Consider the following 19,260-nt stretch of genomic DNA (forward strand, 5'->3'; position numbering starts at 1 on the left):
GCGGAGACTGCGCAAATACCGCGAGGAGAACCTCGCAACCGCATCCGGGTTGAAACGATCTTCAACGCCGTGTAGTGCAGACCCCCGTGTCTGCCTAAAGCTATAAAAAGCTGGATTCTCCCCAAAAGCGCGCGGGAATCACGGCCTTGTAGAAACCGAAATCTGCATTTTCAGGAGTTACGAAATGGAAGAAAAAATTCGTGATCTCAAAGAAAAGCTGAAAGACCTGGAAGCCAAGGTCAAGGAGCGGGAGGCCAGCCTGCCGGCCCACTCGGTCCGGGTCAGCCAGATCATGGAGCTGGAAGCGTTGGAGGAAGAGCGGGACCAGGTCCGCCGGGAGTTGGAGGATTTGCTGGCCGAAAAAACATAAAGAGCCCGCAAATCCCATGAGACTCCCCCAATAAAAAGCCTGCACCTCCAATACAGGAAATGCAGGCTCGAATTTTTTTTAGATGGAAAAGGCTATACCGCTTTTTTCACGCCGCTTTCCTCTTCGCTTTTAAAGTGGATCTCCTCTTTCTGAGATCTCTGCAAGGAAACGCTTTGGTCGGAAAAAAGAGCCTGCCGCTTGCCCTTGATGTTCTTGTAAAAACCTTTGATTTCCTCCATGTCCTTGTCGATGTCCCCCGTGGGAATGAATTCAGGCCCAAGCCCTCCAACCTTGCGGCCGAAATCCACAAAGCCCATGACAATGGGAACCTTGGCGGTATGGGCAATGTAATAAAAACCGGTTTTCCACCAACGCACCTTGCCCCGGGTTCCTTCCGGCGGAATCACCAGGACCAGCTGGTCGTGCTTGGAAAATTCCGCGGCCGCCCGCTCCACCATGTTGGTGGACCGGCTGCGCACCACGGGGATGCCGCCCAGCCATTTCAGCACCGGCCCCATGGGAAAACGGAACAAGGAGTCCTTGCCCATCCAGTATATCTTTATGCGGTATTTGAAGGCTATGCACAGGGTTGCCAAAAGGTCCCAGTTGGAGGTGTGAGGCGCTGCAATGAGCACGTATTTGGGCGATTCCGGGGGATCGCCTTCGGTCTTCCATCCCAAGGCCCACAGGCCGGCCACGGAAATCCAACGAAAAATGGTGCGCAATATGGGGGTGTCGAACATGGTGTAATGCATGAAATCGCCTTTCCAGTCAAAAGTGCGGCTTTTCAGCCTTTCCCCGCAAAATAGCACACATCCGGCGGATGTCCCCTTTTTACCTTGAATGTGACATTTCTTTTACATTTGCCCCGCCCTCCCCTGTTGAGACGGGCGCCGCCTCCGATTTTGTGCTAAGGAAGCAAGGCATGAAACGCAAAGCCCATAACAAACAGCATGCGGGAGCCTCCCAAGGATGACCGGTCCGGCCATGGAAATAGCCGTTTTGGCGCCCATCGTACTCTTGGCCTATACAGCCCAGGCCCTCACCGGGTTCGGCGCTTCGCTCATCGCCGTCACCCTGGGCGCCCACTTCATGGGCGTGGACCGGCTGGTCCCCGTGCTGATCCCCCTGACCGTGGCGGCCACAGGCGCCATCGCCTGGAAGGAGCGCGCCCACGTTGATCGCAGGCTCCTCATAAAGCGCGTCTATCCCTTTATGGGGATGGGCGTGATTGCGGGATTGCTGTTGTACGAAATCCTCAAAAACGCCGCGCCCGAATGGCTCCTGGGACTGATCGTCGTGGGGTTCGCCTCCCGCCAGCTTTGGGTGCATGTGCGGGGCAAAGAGGGGGATTTCACCATGTCCCCTCCGGCCTCCTTCCTCCTTTTGATCATGGCTGGAATCGCCCAGGCCTTTTACACCACGGGCGGCCCGTTCATCACCTACGCCTTCATGGGGGAGCATTTGAACAAGGCGAAGTTCAGGGCCACCCTGTGCACGGTATGGTTCAGCTTTAATTCCTTTTTGGTGCTAGCATTCCTTTTCAACGGCCGGATAAACTTGAACACTCTTAAAATCACCCTTCCTTTGTTTCTGGCCCTGCCCGGGGCCTTTTTTCTGGGAGATCGCCTGCATACTTTGGTGAGCGAAAAATCCTTTCAAATTATTACAAGCATTCTCCTGATCCTGTCAGGTTTTCCCCTGGTATTAGGCAGTTGCTGAGCTTCCTTGCAAAGAGGAATTCTTAGGCAATACCATTAACAGCGAATATTCCCTTTTTTTTCAAAGAAAAATTATCCCAATAACTCAAATTTGAGGGTCCTTTTTTGTTAGAAAACTAAAATACAGTTGCCGTTTCGGCTCCTGCTTGGTATGCTGCTGTCATTGCATGCCGGTTATGCATTAATCCAGCCTTCATTTGAGAGTTTAGTATCATGATTATACCTTTCCAAACCTGTTCAATTTCCCAATTCATGCCCTCATCCTACCCGGGCTTGATCAAGACAACTTGCGGGTGTTTCACCAGGCAGGATTTTAACGTTCCACATGAGGAGGAGTTATGACGATGAAGAAAGTTGCTGCATTGTTGTTCGTGATGTTTCTGGTACTGGGCGCTGGCGCCGCAACCGCAGGCAATTGCGGCGGCGGATGGGGCCACTGGGATAGCGGTAAAATCCATCTTTGCCCGGCATGCTGGGATTACTACATGCCGCCCGACGGAGGCGCCGCCGGCATCTACCTTGGAATCAACTGGTTCTATATCCAGAATCGCAGCGACAATGAAATCAACTACTACATTGACTTCTACAGCGGCACAGGCGAAATCATCGGCCGCATCCCCGAAGAGGGATACAGGTCCTTGGGCGGAAACTGCGGCACCCGCGTTTCCCCGACCACGGAACTGGATTTTGAAGTCAATACTTGGTGCAGCCCGGTCGTCAAGTGGTTTGGTTACGACATTGACGTGACCCCCACCTGCGTCGGCAAAATCCAGTTTTTCGACATCAACGGAATCTTTGTGGGTTCCGAAATCGGAGTGGCGTACGACGGTTCTGTCAGGTAAATGGCTCATTCATAGCACAACCCTTTCCCTCCGGGGCCGCCAAGAGGGTTTCGGGCCTCAATGCCCGAAGGGCCCCGGAGAAACCATGCATGGCTTTGCAAGCAGGAGGGGTGAAACGCCCGCAAGTTGTTTCCCCCTCCTTTTTTTCCTAATAATTACCTGCAAAAATTTTCAACCTATTCCCTAAGCCCGACGCTTCCCAATCGCATTGACACCTTTCTTAGATCCCTTGTATAGTGAGTCCCACATGGGCCTTGTAATCTCCATCCGAAATGCAAACCTTTTTGTAGCGAGCAAACAATGAATCATACTAGTAATGGAACCGCGCCGTCCCCTATCGCCCGCAAGAACCGCCGCACCCCGTATTTGAAAGCATTGCTGCTCATGACGGCCCTGGCCCTGATATTGTCCTCTGCAGGCTGCTTCTCCGCCAAAAACGCCTCGACCCTGTATTTCGGCGGCGACATCCTCACCATGAGCGAAAACGGCCCGGAATCCATAGAAGCCGTGCTGGTGAAAAACGGCAAGATCGCAGCCCTGGGCTCTCAAGAAACAGTCCTGGCCCAAAAAGAGCCAAATACCGAGCTTGTGGACTTGCAGGGAAACACCCTCATGCCCGGATTCATAGCCGTGCACACCCACCCGGATCTTTCCGCCTACTTATACAGCTTCACGGACCTGAGCGGCTTCACCAACAATACGCCTGATGAAGTCTGGGCCAAGCTCCGCGACGCAGTCGCCAACGCCGAAAAGGGCGAATGGCTTTTCTGCAAAGGCTTCGACCCCATGCTGGTCCATGGTCTGAAAGCTCCGACCATCCAGGAACTGGACGCCATGGCGCCGGACAATCCCGTTTTAATCATGGCCCAAAGCCTTCACTCCGCCTGGGCCAACTCCCCGGCGTTTCAGGAAGTGGGAATCACCCCGGACACGCCCGCGCCCGCCGTGGGCAGCTATTATGAAAAGGACGAAAACGGAAAACTCACCGGATTCATCGCCGAGGTCCAGGCTATCGCGCCTTTCGGCAATGCGGCTGTCAAACATTTCAACATCAAACAAAACGTGGTGGAAGTCTACAAGGAGTATATGAGCCGGGGCATCACCTCCATCACCGCCATGGGCATGTTCGCCAAGGACAAAAAGCCTTTTATGCTCTACGAATATTTATCCACGGATCACCCCAAATACCTCCACCGCGCCCTGGACCTGGTCGGCCTGCTCCCCAACAAAACACCCACGGTCCGGCATTTCGTCTACATCAAGCACGACACGCCCTTTCTGATCCCGGACCAAGTGGAAAACGGGGACGACTTCTTTAAGGTGGTGGGCGTCAAGCTGTGGTACGACGGCTCGCCGTACACAGGCTCCATGTACCTGAAAGAGCCCTACCTGGAATCCGACCTGACCCAAAACGGCCTGGGACTGCCCCGCAACCACCGGGGCGAGCCCGTCATCCCAAAGGACGAGTTCTACAACGCCCTCAAAACCTGGCACGACAAAGGCTGGCAGCTAAGCATCCATTCCCAGGGGGATCAATCCACAAAGGAAGTGCTGGACATGCTCAAGCAGGCCATGGCCGAAACCGGCAAGCAGGACCATCGCCACCGGATCGAACACGGCGTGCTCCTTCCCCCGGAACTCCTGGGCGAAATGAAGCAAATGAACATGGCCCCCAGCTTTCACATCAACCACATCTATTATTATGGAGAAGCCCTTCGGGACGACATCCTGGGCGAGGCCCGCGCGGAAAAAATGCTGCCCGTCCACAGCGCCATGGCCGAAGGCCTGACCTGCTCCCTCCATGCGGATGCGCCCATGTACCCGGAGGACCCCCTGAGCCTGCTCCAGACCGCCGTCACAAGGAAAACCAAGTCCGGCCAGGTCATCGGCGCCAAGGAGAAAATCACGGTCCTGGAAGGCCTGAAAGCCCTTACCATCGATTCCGCCTGGCAGCTTCACATGGAAGACAAAATCGGCAGCATCGAGCCCGGCAAATACGCCGACTTCGTCATCCTGGACGCCAATCCCCTAAAAATCGATCCGGAAAACCTCCGGGACGTCCAGGTCCTCGCAACCATCGTCAACGGCGTGGAAACCTGGAAAAAGTAAAGTACTACAAATAAACTGAGTTTGTTGGGTTTCGCATCGGGAAAACCGCCTTTTGTTGCATCCTCATAGACGATGCAATAGGGCAGCCCGACAAAGCCTTAGGAGCTCTACCCAACGTACTGTCTTTATGCAAAAGTGTAGGTTGGGTAGAGCGTGAAAGAGGCACTTTGAAAGCCCAGGACCTGGGTCTTGAAGGATCGCTTTATACTGGCTTTTTTGTTCCCGCGAAACCCAACAAAAAATCGCCGAATCCGCCGCATAAAACCCGCCTTGCACGGGCTCAATCGTCAAACGCGGATTTGATCCCATTTCATGCGCATGCTTGGCCTCGGATAGTCAGGCGGCTCAGGACTAATGAAAAGCCGTACCCGATGAGAGGCGCCAGGCAAAGCTGTATCCTGCCGGGGCGCGTTAGCGCAGAAGGTGCGACCTAATGAGTTGATAGAAACCAAGCACTTCCAACCGACGGACGCCCTGTCCAAAACCGTGGGCGGCCCTGGCAGAGCAGTACCCTTCCAGGGCGCGGCAGCGTATGTAGTTCATCCCATAGGGCTTTGGAATCCATGGAGTCTGGGCGAATGGATAGCGCATCCAAAACCACTCAAAATCAAGTTTTCAACCAACTCCTTTCGCCCGCCTTCCACCCCAAATTTCCGCGATCTTCTCGGCCCGCACCTTGTGTTCTTCGAACCCAGGCAACAAACCGCCGTTGCCTGGGCCGCCCCAAAGGGATGGAAAGCCTATCACATCTTCGACGCTCGTTCCCATGCTCCAGCGTGGGAATGCATACAAAACTATTTGAAATCAATGAATTTCAAAACGTTGATCCCCCATTCGAAAATATAAAGAAGAACGCTGGGTCCCGGCTTGCGGCCGATCCTAAAAAGCAGGATCGTCCTTGCCGGGATGACGATTTTTGCGGTGAACGAAAGTGCACAGGGCGCTTGCAGCCCTTTTATAAGGATGCCGGGGGACGGCCTCTCCCCTACTTTGTCTGATAAAGCCGCCGCTCTCCGTCATCCCCGTGGAGGGAAGCGGCGGGATGATTGCGGTTGTTTTTGCAATCATCGTGACGCAATTCCGGAAACGGGGACCCAGCGTCTTTCCGGAGTAGCGGCGGGGCGCAGACTAAATGCCAGAAAAAGAATGATCAAATTACTTGAATGATAGCAACTATGTATAAAATGCACTCTGCGCGTTCTTATGGTGCAGCAAGCAGCGCCCCTATACTGCCCCAAACGACAAACATAAAAACAACAAAATGACAAAACGGAAACATTTTTTGGTTGACAACTGACCCACGGGTCATTTAGGGTGTGACTGACCGGTCAGTCATGGGTCTTTGGACGAACAATTCAAAGGGAGGGTGCGCGGACGTCATTCAATATCTTTATTGTCCGCAATAACATATGCCGAAATCCACCTTCAATAATCTGCCGTTGGAAAAAAGGGAGCGCATCCTCAGGGTGGCCGCGGAACTTTTTGCGCAAACAGGCTACACCAAGACCGACGTGGCTCTCATCGCCCGGGAAGCCGGGGTGGCCAAGGGGTCCATGTACAACTATTTCGAGTCCAAGGATGATATTTATGTGCATGTTTGCGCACGGGCTTTGGAGCAGTCCCGGACGGCGGTGTACGGCGGCATTGACAAGTCCTGGGACATCTACAGGCAGATCGATCATATCTTCCGCAAAGGCTCGGCCTTCGCCGTGGAAAGCCCGGAATTCGTGCTCCTTTATTTGAATGTATCCTCCGTGGGCATGGAGCGGTTCGCCGAGGCCCTCACCCGGGAGGTGGAGCACTACACGGCCAATCATCTTAGAAATCTTATCCGCAAAGGCATGGAAGCGGGAATCGTCAGGCCGGACATCAACGCCAGCATGACGGCGTTCTTCATCAACAGCATGTACATCGTGCTCCTGCTTTCTTTTGTGTCGCGGCATTTTCAAATTCGTTTGCTGGAATATCTGGAAATAGAAGGGGACATGGAGGAGTTGGACCGGGAGGCCATCCTGGATCAACTGGTCGGGATGATCGAGTCCATGCTCAAACCGGCGGCGCCCCTGAACGACAATTAGACGAGGTGAAACCATGTACGATGATTTAAAAGGACAAGTCGCCCTGATAACCGGCGCGGGCAAAACCACGGGAATCGGCTACGCCATTGCGGAAAAAATGGCCGCTTGCGGCGCTGATGTGGTGATTACGGATCTGGGCGGCCCCGGCCCCCGCGAATCCGAGCAGGCGCCCCCCACCACCGACGAGATGAACGAGACGGCCGCCGGCCTGGCCGCCAAATACGGCGTCAAGGTGATCGCCGTGGAAATGGACGTCACCGACACCGAATCCGTGAACAAAATGGCGGAAGTGGTCAAAACGGAATTCGGCAGGATGGACGCCTTGTTCAACAACGCAGGCGCCTCCTTCGGCGTGCCCAGCACGATCCACGACTACGACGAAGGCGCGTGGCTCAGGACCATCGACGTGAACCTCCACGGCGTGTACCGGGTGTCCAAGGCCCTGGCCCCCCTGCTGCGTGAAAACAAGGGCCGCATCGTCAACGTGGCCTCCCGGGCCGGCAAGTTCCCCGCCCTCTTCAACGGCGCCTATTCCGTGGCCAAGGCGGGGGTGATCATGCTTTCCAAGGTCATGGCCAAGGAGCTGGGCGGCGAAGGCGTGCGCGTAAACGCCATCTGCCCCGGCCAGATCATGACCGACCTGCAAAGGTGGCGCCTCAACCTGGAAGCCCAGGTGTTCCAGACCACCTTTGAAGACCGGAAGGCCGAAATGTGCAAGACCATCCCCCTGGGATACATCGCCGAGCCTGAGGAAGTGGCCTCCCTGGCGGTTTATCTGGTTTCCAAGGAATCTTCCTACCTGACCGGCCAGGCCATCAACGTCACGGGCGGCCAGTTGATGGAACTGTAAATAATCATTCGGGCTTAAACAAAGCCCTGACCTTTTTCCATTAAGCAACTTTTACAAAGGAGTAAAATATCATGGAATGCCAAGCAGAATGCAAAATGGGCGCACAACTGGCAGCCGAAGCCCTGGTCGACCTGGGCGTGGAAGTCATCTTCACCCTGAGCGGCGGTCATATCACCCCCATCTACCAGTTTCTGGAAAACACCGACATCAAGCTCATGGACACCCGTCATGAGCAGGCCGCGGTCTTCATGGCCGAAGCCTACGGCCGCATGACCCGCAAACCCGGCGTGGCCATGGTGACGGCGGGCCCCGGCTTCACCAACGCCCTGACCCCCATCGCCAATGCGCGCCTTTCCAACACGCCCCTGGTTCTCATCTCCGGCGTGGTGGGCATCGAGTCCGTGGACAAGCTGGACCTCCAGGACATGCGCCAGGCGCCGGTCATCGAGCCCATGGTGAAAAAAGCCCTGGTCTGCCATCATCCTGAAAGGGTGTACGAGTACATCGACATGGCCATGCGCATCGCCTCCACCGGCAGGCCCGGCCCCGTGTACCTGGAACTCCCTGTGGACATGCTGAACTGCAAGCCCGAAGCCGCCAAGGTAAAACGCCTGGCCACCCAGGTGGAATGCCGTCCCGCGGATTTGTCCAAGGCCCCGGCCATCCTGGAAATGATCGAGCAGGCCAACACCCCCATGATCATTGCAGGCTCCGGCGCATGGTATTCCGACGCCGGCGAAGAGCTGCAAAAATTCGTGGAAATGACCAACATCCCCGTCTTCACCGCCACCCAGGGCCGCGGCGTCATCTCCGACGAGCACCCCCTGTGCTTTGAAGGCTCCCTGGCCATCCGCCCGGGCGCCGCCATGATGGCCAGCTTCAGCACCGACCTGCTCATCATGCTGGGCAGCCGCTTCAGCCTGTATTACATCTTCGGCGACGTTTTCCCGCCCACCTGCAAGATCGTCCAGGTGGACATCGAGCCCCAGGAACTGGGCCACAATAAGACCGTGGACCTGCCCGTAACCAGCGACATCAAGCCCCTGCTGGCTGAAATGATCCGTCTGGTGGAGGAAAAAGGCAATGGCGCCGCCATGCAGGAAAAATACGCCGGATGGGTCAAGACCCTCGAACAAGCCCAGATCGACGGCCGCGTGGAAGCCAACGCCCAGTGGGAAAGCCCGGAAGCCCCCATCCATCCCATGCGCCTGGCTCGCGAAGTGGACAACTTCATGAACCTGGAATCCGACATCGTATGCGCCGACGGCGGCGACACCTCCGTGTGGATGGGCATGACCCGCACCGTGCGCAAGGGCGGAACCTACCTGGACTCCGGCCTGTACGGATGCCTGGGCGTGGGCATTCCTTACGCCAATGCCGCCAAGTTCCACAATCCCGACAGCCGCGTTTGCCTGATCACCGGCGACGGCTCCACGGGCTTTAACTTCATGGAATTCGAAACCTCCATCCGCAAGGGCCTGCCCATCGTCGTGGTCATCTCCAACGACCTGGGCTGGGGCATGATCCGCCACAGCCAGGAACTGCGTCTGGGCCACGCCATTGAAGACGGCACCTGGATCGGCCGCGTGGACTACCACAAGATGATCGAACCCCTGGGCGGCGTGGGCTTTCTGGTTGAAAAGCCCGAAGACATCCGCCCGGCCCTGGAAGAGGCCTTCAAGACCGGCAAGACCTGCTGCATCAACGTCATGACCGATCCCACGACCATCAGCCCAGGCAGCACCGCTTTGGCGAACCTGGGGGCGTATTCCGTATAAAGTGTTATTACAGAGTCTTAAACCCAATAGAAAGAAGGGGGGAAGCGTATGGACCCAGCGATTATTGACCAAATACATCTGAATTTCAACCAGAAGAGCCTGTTAGGCATCAACGCGGCCATTGCTCTTATGATGCTGGGCGTGTCCCTGGACCTGAAACTGGAAGACTTCAAACGCATTCTGGTTTCGCCCAAGGCGCCGGCTATCGGGTTGTTCGCCCAGTTCATACTGCTTCCGGCCTTCACCTTCGGCCTCACCATGATCCTGCCCAAGTCCATGCTCATACCGTCCATGGCAATGGGCATGATCCTGGTGGCGTCATGCCCGGGCGGCAATCTGTCCAACATCATTACGTACCTGGCAAAGGGCAATTGCGCGGTGTCCATCAGCATGACCGCCATTTCCAGTTGTGCGGCCATCTTCATGACGCCCCTGAACCTTTCCATCTGGGGCTCCCTGAACCCGCATACCGCGCCGATTTTGCAGGAGGTGCACCTGAGCCCCTCGGATGTGTTCGTGACAATCTTCGTCATCCTGGGCATTCCCATGGCCATCGGCATCACCTTGTCCAAGGTGTTTCCCAACCTGGCCAACAAGGTGAGGAAGCCGTTCAAGATCTTCTCCTTGTGCGTCTTCATGCTCATCGTCCTGGGCGCCCTGCTGGCCAACTGGCAGAACTTCATCAACGTTGTGGGCCTGGTGGCCCTGGCTGTGTTTATCCATAACGCCCTGGCCCTGACCCTGGGTTACACAAGCGGACACCTGGCCAAGCTGCCGGTGCGCGATAAACGGGCGGTCGCCATTGAGGTGGGAATCCAGAATTCGGCCCTGGGCCTGCTTCTGGTTTTCAACTTCTTCGGCGGCCTGGGCGGCATGGCCATCGTGGTGGCGTGGTGGGGCATCTGGCATATCATAGCCGGGTTGGTGGTCTCCCAGTTTTTTGCACGGCAAAAGCTTCCGCCCGGGGAAGAAGACGCCGATACATGCACCGTGTAAGCCGAAATCAAGAAAGGCTGACCGCATAAGAAGGTTGCTATGAGAGACTTCAAAAACAAAGTAGTGGTGGTGACGGGCGCGGCCGGCGGCCTGGGTAAAGCCATTTGCCGGAGATTCGCCAAGGCCGGCGCCCAAATAGCGGCGACGGACATGATCCCGGACCAGGTGGAGCTTCTGGAAAAGGAACTCAAAGACGCGGGAGTCCCCTGCAAAGGATACGTCCTGGACGTCACGGACGAAGACGCCTGCTGGAAGGTCATGGAATCCGTCGTCAAAGACATGGGCCGCATAGACGTTCTGGTCAACAACGCGGGCATAACCCACCGCAGCGCATTTCAGGAAACCCGGACGGCCGTGTACCGCAAAGTCATGGACGTGAACTTTTTCGGGTCCCTGTACTGCACCAAGGCGGCCATCGACCAACTGATAAAGAATAAAGGCGCCATCACGGTCATCAGCTCCGTGGCCGGGGTTTCCCCCCTGCTGGGGCGCACGGGATACTCGGCCAGCAAGCACGCGCTGCACGGCCTGTTTGGGTCCCTCAGATCCGAGATGAGCGACAAAGGCGTGGACGTGACCATCGTCTGCCCGGGATTCACCAAAACGAATATTGACAAGGCAGCCCTGGATTTTGACGGCAAGCCGACGAAGAACCCCCAATCCACGGTTGGGAAAATCGCCACGCCCCAGGAAACCGCCCAGGAAGTCTTTTTCGCCACGGCGAAACAAAAGCCCCTGGCCGTCCTCTCCATGGTGGGCAAGTTGTCGTGGATCATCCACAGGCTGCACCCGCCCCTGTTCGAGCGCATCATGACCAATTCGGTCAAGCACGAACTGGAGCATGATTGATGCTTTTGCTCCGCCGCCGTGAATCGCTTATAAATAATCGGCGGCAAGACATTATAGTTGGGCAGCCCTGCGGCGCAGCCAACGAAACGCAGGTTGGGTTAAGAAGTCCGGCGGAAACGCAGCATCCTTGCGATAACGCTTGCGGACTTCGAACCCAACATCAGAGCTGCAAGACGCTCCTTGCCGCTCGTTCCCATACTTCGCCTGGGAATGCATACGAGCGTATGATTCGCCTTGTAAATGACTCTATTAGGCAGAACAGCGCAATTGTTGGGTCTCGTTTGTAGAGAGATGGAATCCGGACTCGCTTACACAATGAGTTCCAAACGGGCCTTGGAAAGGCTTTACAAACTCTACCCAACCTACGACTTTTCTTAACGCGACGTAGGTTGGGTTGAGCTTGCGAAACCCAACAAAATAAGATGGTTGGCCGATCGCTTCCAAACTTTCAAAAAATGGATGCAGCGGCCCGATTAGATGCAAACAACTCGTTCCCATGCTTGGCGTGGGAATGCATACGGACGCAGCATAAGGCAACGGTTTTTCAACAAGCGTTCCTGCCGACATGCAGGTCGGGTCGCGCGAAGCAAAAGCGGCGATAAAGTTGTCCGGAATGATAACGCAACCCATATTGCGGCGGACAAAGAAAGAATTTCCGCAGAGCGACCCGACACGGCTGAAAAAACGCTTGATGCAATAAGAGTTCAACAACTTACTTCAAGTTTAGTCTTAAAAAAAACAGGAGGAATTGACAAATGGCCAAAGTAAAAATGACCCCCAGCGAGGCTTTAGTGGAAACCCTTGTGGCTGAAGGCGTGGAAAACATCTTCGGCATCGTGGGCTCCGCTTACATGGACGCCCTGGACCTCTTTCCCACGGCAGGCATCCGCTTCATCTCCGTGGCTCACGAACAAGCCGCCTGCCATGCTGCAGACGGCCTTGCCCGCGTGACCGGCAAGCCCCAGGCCTGCATCGCCCAGAACGGCCCCGGCGCCGCCAACTTCGTGTCCGCCATGACCGCCGCTTATTGGGCTCACTCCCCCGTGGTCGCCATCACCCCCGAAGCCGGCACCTTAGGCATCGGAACCGGAGGATTCCAGGAACTGGACCAGATGCCCATGTTCCATGAGCAGACTGTGTACCAGGTCCGCGTAAACGCCGCCCAGCGCATGGCGGAACTCTCCCGCCGGGCCTTCTACATGGCCAAGACTTACAACGGCCCAACCCAGTTGAACATCCCCCGGGACCTGTTCTACGGCGTGTGCGAAGACGAAATTTACACCACCCCGGACATCACTTACGGCTCCGGCCCCAGGCAGTCCCTGGAAGAAGCCGCCAAGCTCCTGGCCGAAGCCAAATACCCCGTGATCCTGGCCGGCGGCGGCGTGTCCCAGGCGGACGCCATTGCAGAACTCAAGGCGCTGGCCGAATACCTGACCGCGCCTGTCGTCAATTCCTATCTGCATAACGACACCTTCCCGTCCGCCCACAAGCTGTCCGTGGGCCCCATCGGCTACTGCGGCTCCAAGGCGGCCATGCGCACCATCGCCAAGGCGGACGTGGTCCTGGCCCTGGGCTCCCGTCTCGGGCCCTTCGGCACCCTGCCCCAGTACGACATGACCTACTGGCCGGAAAACGCCAAGATCATCCAGGTGGACGTGAATCCCGCCGTGCTGGGTCTTTCCAAGAGAGTGGAACTGGCCGTCCTGGCTGACTGCCGCGAATTCGCCAAGGAAGTGTTCACCCTGGTCAAGGCCGCCAAGCCCGGCCTGGAAGAAGACAAGGCCCGCCTGGAAGACGTGGCCAAGGAAAAGAAAATCTGGGACGACGAACTGGAAAAATGGTCCAGCTCCACCAACAAGCTCATGCATCCCCGCCGCTTCCTGTGGGAGCTCTCCAGGGCCGTGCCCGAGGGATCCATTGTGGCCACGGACATCGGAAACAACTCGTCCATGTGCAACTCCTACTTCAAGTTCAACGGCGCGCGCCAGCACATCTCCGCGCTGTCCTGGGGCAACTGCGGCTTCGCCTACGGCGCGGCCATGGGCGCCAAACTGGGCTGCCCGGACAAAGCCGTCTTCGCCTTCCAGGGCGACGGCGCCTACGGCATCAGCGGCATCGCCGAAGTCATGACCGCCGTGCGCGAGAATATTCCCATCATCGCCATCGTGGCCAACAACTACGAATGGGGCGCTGAAAAGAAAAACCAGATCGACTACTACGATAACCGCTTCATCGGCGCCAACCTGAGGACCAACCCCAACTACGCCCAACTGGCCGAAGACATGGGCGGCAAGGGATACCGGGTGGAAAATTACGACGAAGTGGGCGACGTGGTCAAAGACGCCGTGGCTTCCGAAAAGCCCTGCGTCATCGAAGGCGTCATCCAGGGCGGCGAAGAAGTTCTGGCCGAGCCTTTCCGCCGGGACGCCCTTAAGAAAGCGTACCGCATGCTTCCCAAGTACGAGCACCTGAACGTAAAATAGCCATAACTCGAAACACCCTTCCTTCTTGGTCCGGGGGAAAGTCCACAAGGGCTTTCCCCCGTTTTTATTGAGATGTCTTATAAAGATTTACGTTGGAGGGCGCCCGATAAAATAAAAAACCGCCCAAAATGCATATGGGCGTTAAAACAACGCCAGTAACCGCCGCAACCAGGCCAAGCGCGTAGCGCTCCAAAAGAACGCCGTAAACCAGGGCCGCAAGGGGAATGGAAACGTTTCCCACGGAAGACGCAAAGCCGAAAACCCGCCCCATCATGGCGGTTTCCGTTTTCTGCTGAATCAGGCTGCGAAACCCCGTGGCCGCGCAAATTACGCAGCACCCCACCCCTGCAAACAAAAACAAATAAGGGGCGGCGGACAAGACGCCCAGATGCAAGGCGAGGCTGACGCCAATCAGAAGCAGCCCGATCACGGACGCCCCGCCGAATAAAAAGGAAGATTCCCTTCCGGCAATGGACTTCAGCCCCAAAACCAACCCCGCGCAAATGGTCCCCGCCCCAAAGGCGGCCTGGAGGCGCCCCATGTTTTCAGGCCCGGCGCCATCGATTTGAACCGCAAGAATCGGGATGATGACCTCAATGGAGCCAACCAGAAAGTGAATCAGCCCCACCATGCCGAGTATCAGTACAAGGCTTCTTTTTCCGAACAGATACTTGCAACCTCCGTGAATATCCCCCAACACGCCTGCCGTGCTTAACCCTTTCCTGTCGTGGGGCGGCAGCGTGATGAACGCCTCCATCCCCGCCGAAAAAAGATAGGAGCAAGCATTGACCACAAACACAAACAGGTATCCGTTCCAGGCCACCGCCAATCCCCCAAGCGCGGGGCCTGCAATCATGGATATCCCGCTGACCAGTTGGGTTCGGGAATTGGCCTGGCTGAGCTTTTCGGGCGGGACGATTTGCGGGATGATCGCCGGAACGGCAGGATCGAAGAACGCCGTACAAACGGATATGGCGCATTGAGCCGCCAAAAGAAACGGAAAGGATAGAATTTCCAAATAAAAAGCCGCGCAGAGCACAGCAACGATAAGGCCCCGGGCAAGGTCCGCGCCGATGATAAGCGCCTTCCTGTTAAAGCGATCCACAAATGCTCCGGAGACGACGCCCAGGGCCATGCCGGGAAAAATCGAACAAAAAAGAACAAGCCCCATCTGCGCCGCAGAACCGGTGGTTTGCAGCACCAAAAAAGCGACGGCCAGCATGTGAAACTTGTCCCCTATCTGGGAGGCCAGCTGTCCAAACAAAAGCAAGCTCAGATTTCTATTCACAATGTCCGTCCTGACTAACTCAATTAGGCTTATTTGTTTTCTTCCACAAGTTTATGGCTGTGGGCGGCGGTCAAATCCAGATCATAGACCTGTTTCATTTGTTCGATTTTCTCCAGCATCTGCTCGCTGAACGGGGCCTTGCCTTCAAAGGCGTGGAGCACAATTCCCTCGATCAAATCGCCCAGCGACATGTCCAGATACTCGGCCAGGGCCTTCAACACCTTCAGCATGCGCTTTTCTATGCGCATGCCGGTTTGCACGCGTTCCACTTTTAAGGGCTCCGCCATATGTCCTCCTCCTTATGTTACCTTGGTACATCAATAACAAGGTAAGACACCCTTGTCAAGGCGCAAATCCTACGAACCTCACAATGCAACCCCCAAGCCAGCCGCGCCTGATTTTCCCGCACTTGCGCAAGAGGGCAAAAAGCATTATTATAGTTTGGTTATGCAAGGCCCTTGGCGTCTGAAAAAGCGGGCGCAGGGGCCTTTTGCGCCTTTGCCGATCGGCGGGGCGGAATCATTGAAATCATTCATCCTTTGGGATGAAGAAGAAAAAATATTGGTTGCCGTAACATGCTGTCATACGATTTGATGACATTGTTGGATAAAAGCGCCGTGGAGCCGAGCATGGCTCTGGACGAAAACGGTCCCGGCCTGACGCGTTGGACATACTCCTGGCAGGCGTCGGAGCCCGTGCCCGTGCTGCAATGGCTTACCGGCTTCAAAACCGCCGAACAATTCTATTTTTCCGGCAAGAGCGGAGGCTATGAAGCGGCCGGCCTGGGCCAGGCCATGGTCATATCCGGCGATTCCCAGGAAAAAGCTGCGGCCGCGCTTTCCAGCCTGTGGGCGAGGCATCCCCAGGCCATGGCCTTTGGGGGGACCGCCTTTGAGCCGGACCAAAAACTGTCTCTGGAATGGACGGATTTCGGCCCGCTCCGGTTCACCATCCCCGTGGTGGAGTTGCGCCGAAACGGCTCAACCATGGAACTGGCTTTCAACCATTTCAGCGATCAGAATTTGACCGGGGCGGAAGCCAAGGCCGCATTGCAGGATAAAATCCGGGATCTGGAAGCAACCAGAACTAAGTCGGAGCACTCAGAAGAAACGTGGTGCTCCCGGGAGCAAATTCCCTCCCGCAAGGGCTGGAATGCCATGATCCTGAACGCCCTGGATAAGATCAAAAGCGGCGTCATCAATAAGGTGGTTTTATCCCGTAAAATGATCCTCACCGCCCGGGAATCCTGGGACGCCGCGCCCATCCTTGCCCGCTTGGCGGAAGTCAAGGACGACTCATTCGTCTTTTTCTACAAAATCGCCGCGGACAAGGCCTTTTTCGGCCGCACCCCGGAGCGTTTGCTCAAGCTGGAAGGCCGGTCCATCAGCGTGGACGCCATTGCAGGCACCCGGCCCCGAGGGCGCGACGCGGGCGAGGACCTGGAATTTGAAAAGGAATTGCTGGACTCCCCCAAGGAGATGGAGGAGCACAGGATCGTCTCCCGGTACGTAGAGGAGCAGATGGACAAAATCGCCAGGGGCCTGCAAACCGAGCCCCGGGAATCCATCCTTAAATTGGGCGCCCTCCAGCATATTTTCACCCAGCATTGCGGCGAGTTGCGCAACGGGCACAATGTTTTGGACACCCTGGCCTGCTTTCATCCCACGCCGGCCGTGGGGGGCCATCCGGCCCGGGAGGCGCGCAGCCTGATCCTGGAATGGGAGCCCCACCGCCGCGGCTGGTACGCAGGCCCCATCGGCTGGATGACCGGAGAAGGCGCCGAGTTCGCCGTGGGCATCCGATCCGCCCTGGCCGAGGGAAACCGGTTGCACGTTTTCGCCGGGGCGGGCATTGTGGAGGAATCGGACCCGGATTCCGAATGGTTGGAGACCGAAAACAAAATGCAGACCATCACCCGGGCCTCCGGCCTTTCGCCCCAAAAGGGAGAGTGCTGAATGGCGCTATTACGCCGGAACATGAACGTGTTGTGGTCGTCCGTGCTGGTGGAGGAGCTGCGCCGCAACGGGCTGGACGCCTTTTTCGTCTCTCCCGGCAATCGAAACGCCCCCCTGGTTTCCGCCCTGGCTTATAATGACTCGGTTCGAAAATTTTCCTGCATGGACGAACGGGGCGCCGCCTACCGCGCTTTGGGATACGCCAAGGCCACCGGCAAGCCCGGCGTGCTGACGTGCACCTCGGGCACGGCTCTGGCCAATTACCACCCGGCTGTCATCGAGGCCTTTCGCGACGAGCTGCCCCTGATGGTTATAAGCGCGGACCGCCCGCCGGAACTCACCGGCAGCGACGCAAACCAGACCATCTACCAGGAAAACCTGTACGGCGCCTTTTGCCTGGAAAGCCTGAACCTACCCTGCCCCGATCCGGACTATCCCCTGGACGCCTTGGCCGCCAAGATCTGCCACATCGCCCAGAAAAAAAACGGGCCGGTGCATATCAACATCCGGTTTCGAGACCCCCTGATTCCCATGGAAGCGCCGTCCGGCCCGGTTCCCCAAGCCGTGCTGGACGCGGCCGAACAATATTTTAAAAATGGCGCCCCGGCCGCGTTTTATCCCTTGGTGCAGGCCTCCTGCCCGGATTTGTCCGCCGTGGAAAGCATCCTGAAAAAGGCCCAACGCGGCCTGCTGGTCATTGGGCGTTTGGAAAACAACGATGACCGGCAAGGCGCCGCGGCCTTGGCGCCCATGCTGGGTTGGCCTGTCTTTTGCGACATCGCCTCCTCCTTAAAGGGCGCGGTGGGGGATCGTGAAATTTTTTCCCTGGACCACCCCAAGGCCCTGGCTTTGGTGAACGATTACGCACCGGACGTCATTCTGCAATTGGGCTCAGGCCTGGTTTCCAAGCATTATTACGCGGCGATTCTAAAAGGCGGCGCAAAATACATCATCCAGGTTTGCCCCCGGCGTGAGCATCGAGACCCGTCCTTTAAGGTCAACATCAAAATCAAGGCGGGCGTGGGAGATTTTTTCAATTCCCTGGACGACATAACAAACCTTTTGCAGGATGCGGAGGCGGCCGAGTCCCTGGTGCAGGCTGCGGAGCAGGTACGAACGGATCTGACAGCCGCAACGCCCCGGGACGCGCTCAGCTTTCCCTTGATCGCCGGCATTATCAATCAAAACATCCCGGGGGACGAGGCTCTTTTTCCCGGCAACTCCAACGCCATCCGGGCTTTTGACATGGCCTGGCCGGCGTCTGCTCAGGGCGTGCAGGTTGTGACCAACCGGGGCGTGAGCGGGATTGAGGGAAACTTGGCGACCAGCCTGGGATTCGCCGAAGGCTCGGGTAAACGGGTTACGGCCGTAATCGGCGACGTATCCATGCTGCACGACCTCAACTCCCTGGCCATGGTAAGTCAAAGCCAGGCAAGCGTGATCCTCATCATCGTCAACAACCGGGGCGGCCGGATTTTCGAGCGTCTGCCCATCCGGGATTTCCCAGAGATCGCTGATCCCATGATGACCACGCCCCATGGCTTTGATTTTTCCCGCGCCGCGGCCATGTTTTCGCTGCCTTACGCCAAGGCCGAAACGCCGGACAAACTGAAAAAGGCCTACAAGGAGGCCCTCAGTGAGGGCGGCAGCCGGGTTATCGAAGTCATGCTCGACCCGGAAAAAGACCTGGAAGTATTCACCGCCAGGAAGAGCATTAGGTAAAGGGCATGGGGTCAAATCTACGTTTGACGTTTGAGCCTGTGCAAAGCCGTTTTTGGGTTCCCCGTGGGAATGCCTGCGGGCGCTTGATTCGCCTTATAATTGACTCTATTAGGCAGAATAGCGCAATCGTTGGGTTTCGTGCATAAATAATTGGGTTCAGGACTCGCTTAAACAATGAGTTCCGCACCGCCCTTGGAAAGGCTTTACAAACTCTAC

General features: G+C 56.7%; 16 protein-coding genes. 12 read left to right on the forward strand and 4 right to left on the reverse strand.

The features are described from left to right. Positions 1 to 184 precede the first annotated feature (184 nt). The gene (locus BUE18_RS11085) at positions 185 to 370 is read left to right on the forward strand and encodes a hypothetical protein (RefSeq protein ID WP_073475657.1); all 186 of its coding nucleotides are present in this window, start codon (positions 185 to 187) and stop codon (positions 368 to 370) included. Positions 371 to 462: 92 nt separating this feature from the next. On the opposite strand, the gene BUE18_RS11090 is transcribed toward BUE18_RS11085, so the two are convergent. Then, positions 463 to 1,125 carry a lysophospholipid acyltransferase family protein gene (locus BUE18_RS11090; protein ID WP_073475772.1) on the reverse strand — a complete coding sequence of 221 codons (663 nt, stop codon included), beginning with the start codon at positions 1,123 to 1,125 and terminating at the stop codon, positions 463 to 465. A gap of 232 nt (positions 1,126 to 1,357) precedes the next feature. Between BUE18_RS11090 and BUE18_RS11095 the strand changes: the two genes are divergently transcribed. The 8 genes from BUE18_RS11095 to BUE18_RS11135 all read left to right on the forward strand — a co-directional run bounded on the left by BUE18_RS11095 (position 1,358) and on the right by BUE18_RS11135 (position 11,593). Beyond that, on the forward strand, positions 1,358 to 2,092 hold the full coding sequence (locus tag BUE18_RS11095) for a sulfite exporter TauE/SafE family protein (protein ID WP_170868331.1): 735 nt from the start codon (positions 1,358 to 1,360) through the stop codon (positions 2,090 to 2,092). Between the two features lie 337 nt (positions 2,093 to 2,429). Beyond that, positions 2,430 to 2,933 (forward strand): hypothetical protein, encoded by a 504-nt coding sequence (locus BUE18_RS11100; RefSeq protein ID WP_139264688.1) that lies wholly within the window; start codon positions 2,430 to 2,432, stop codon positions 2,931 to 2,933. A gap of 300 nt (positions 2,934 to 3,233) precedes the next feature. Next, on the forward strand, positions 3,234 to 5,042 hold the full coding sequence (locus tag BUE18_RS11105; RefSeq protein WP_083610946.1) for an amidohydrolase: 1,809 nt from the start codon (positions 3,234 to 3,236) through the stop codon (positions 5,040 to 5,042). Between the two features lie 1,409 nt (positions 5,043 to 6,451). Further along, positions 6,452 to 7,120 (forward strand): TetR/AcrR family transcriptional regulator, encoded by a 669-nt coding sequence (locus tag BUE18_RS11115; protein WP_073475667.1) that lies wholly within the window; start codon positions 6,452 to 6,454, stop codon positions 7,118 to 7,120. Positions 7,121 to 7,133: 13 nt separating this feature from the next. Beyond that, a complete protein-coding gene (locus BUE18_RS11120) occupies positions 7,134 to 7,970 on the forward strand; it encodes an SDR family NAD(P)-dependent oxidoreductase (protein WP_073475669.1) in 837 nt (278 codons plus the stop codon). Positions 7,971 to 8,041: 71 nt separating this feature from the next. Beyond that, on the forward strand, positions 8,042 to 9,748 hold the full coding sequence (locus BUE18_RS11125) for a thiamine pyrophosphate-binding protein (protein ID WP_083610947.1): 1,707 nt from the start codon (positions 8,042 to 8,044) through the stop codon (positions 9,746 to 9,748). A gap of 48 nt (positions 9,749 to 9,796) precedes the next feature. Further along, complete coding sequence (locus tag BUE18_RS11130; protein WP_073475671.1) at positions 9,797 to 10,744, forward strand: bile acid:sodium symporter family protein; 948 nt, start codon at positions 9,797 to 9,799, stop codon at positions 10,742 to 10,744. Between the two features lie 39 nt (positions 10,745 to 10,783). Continuing rightward, positions 10,784 to 11,593 (forward strand): SDR family oxidoreductase, encoded by an 810-nt coding sequence (locus BUE18_RS11135; protein WP_073475673.1) that lies wholly within the window; start codon positions 10,784 to 10,786, stop codon positions 11,591 to 11,593. A gap of 249 nt (positions 11,594 to 11,842) precedes the next feature. On the opposite strand, the gene BUE18_RS27470 is transcribed toward BUE18_RS11135, so the two are convergent. Further along, positions 11,843 to 12,301 (reverse strand): hypothetical protein, encoded by a 459-nt coding sequence (locus tag BUE18_RS27470; RefSeq protein WP_139264689.1) that lies wholly within the window; start codon positions 12,299 to 12,301, stop codon positions 11,843 to 11,845. Positions 12,302 to 12,348: 47 nt separating this feature from the next. On the opposite strand from BUE18_RS27470, the gene xsc reads away from it, so the two are divergent. Beyond that, on the forward strand, positions 12,349 to 14,079 hold the full coding sequence (xsc, locus tag BUE18_RS11140) for a sulfoacetaldehyde acetyltransferase (RefSeq protein ID WP_073475674.1): 1,731 nt from the start codon (positions 12,349 to 12,351) through the stop codon (positions 14,077 to 14,079). A 64-nt stretch (positions 14,080 to 14,143) separates the two neighbouring features. On the opposite strand, the gene BUE18_RS11145 is transcribed toward xsc, so the two are convergent. Further along, the gene (locus BUE18_RS11145; protein ID WP_073475676.1) at positions 14,144 to 15,367 is read right to left on the reverse strand and encodes an MFS transporter; all 1,224 of its coding nucleotides are present in this window, start codon (positions 15,365 to 15,367) and stop codon (positions 14,144 to 14,146) included. Positions 15,368 to 15,396: 29 nt separating this feature from the next. After that, positions 15,397 to 15,654 carry a hypothetical protein gene (locus BUE18_RS11150; RefSeq protein WP_073475677.1) on the reverse strand — a complete coding sequence of 86 codons (258 nt, stop codon included), beginning with the start codon at positions 15,652 to 15,654 and terminating at the stop codon, positions 15,397 to 15,399. A 288-nt stretch (positions 15,655 to 15,942) separates the two neighbouring features. On the opposite strand from BUE18_RS11150, the gene BUE18_RS11155 reads away from it, so the two are divergent. Then, the gene (locus BUE18_RS11155) at positions 15,943 to 17,322 is read left to right on the forward strand and encodes an isochorismate synthase (RefSeq protein WP_073475679.1); all 1,380 of its coding nucleotides are present in this window, start codon (positions 15,943 to 15,945) and stop codon (positions 17,320 to 17,322) included. After that, a complete protein-coding gene (menD, locus tag BUE18_RS11160) occupies positions 17,323 to 19,044 on the forward strand; it encodes a 2-succinyl-5-enolpyruvyl-6-hydroxy-3-cyclohexene-1-carboxylic-acid synthase (RefSeq protein ID WP_073475681.1) in 1,722 nt (573 codons plus the stop codon). The last annotated feature ends 216 nt before the right edge of the window (positions 19,045 to 19,260 follow it).

Origin of the sequence: Desulfatibacillum alkenivorans DSM 16219, from assembly GCF_900142135.1 — a bacterium.
Lineage (GTDB): Bacteria > Desulfobacterota > Desulfobacteria > Desulfobacterales > Desulfatibacillaceae > Desulfatibacillum > Desulfatibacillum alkenivorans.